At 64.3% G+C, this 619-nt stretch carries 1 protein-coding gene; it reads right to left on the bottom strand.

Going from position 1 to position 619, the window contains the following annotated elements; translation table 11 throughout:
- A partial coding sequence (locus ALA01S_RS31350) for a TRAP transporter large permease subunit (protein WP_157119457.1) occupies nucleotides 1-619 on the bottom strand: 619 nt, incomplete at both ends.

Raw genomic sequence — 619 nt, 5'->3', positions numbered from 1 at the left:
CCGGGTCTATGCCCGCGGCCTTGACCACCGGCATGAGCACCGGGGTCATGATCAGGATGGTGGGCGTCATGTCCATCGCGGTGCCCACGGCCATCACCAGCAGCATGATGGCGATGAGCAGCAGCGTCTGGTTGCCCATGAAGGGTTCCAGAAGTTGAATCATCTGGCTGGGGATGTCGGCGACCGTGATGAGCCAGGCGCTGACCATGGCCGCGGCCACCAGGAACATGATCACGGCCGTGGTCTTGGCGGCGCTCACGAACACCTCGTAAAGCTGCCTGACGCTCATCTCGCGGTAGATCAGCATGGACACCAGCAGCGCGTAGACGGCGGCCACCACGGCGGCTTCGGTCGGGGTGAAGACGCCCATCTTCAGGCCCACGATCACGATCACCGGCAGCCCAAGCGCCCACAGCGATTCGCGCAGTGCCGCGAGCTGCTCCTTGAAGCTCGCCTTGGGCGGGGGCTGGATGTTCTCGCGCTTGGCCACGAAATACCAGGCGATGGCGATGGACAGGCCCATCAGGATGCCCGGCACGATGCCGGCCAGGAACAGCTTGGAAATCGACACGTTGGCCGCCACGCCGAAGATCACGAAGCCGATGGACGGCGGAATGAC

Origin of the sequence: Azohydromonas lata NBRC 102462, assembly GCF_001571085.1 — a bacterium.
GTDB classification, from domain to species: Bacteria; Pseudomonadota; Gammaproteobacteria; order Burkholderiales; family Burkholderiaceae_C; genus Azohydromonas; species Azohydromonas lata.
The sequence above is the reverse complement of the archived record's forward strand: the minus strand, read 5'-3'. Positions and strand labels throughout refer to the sequence as shown.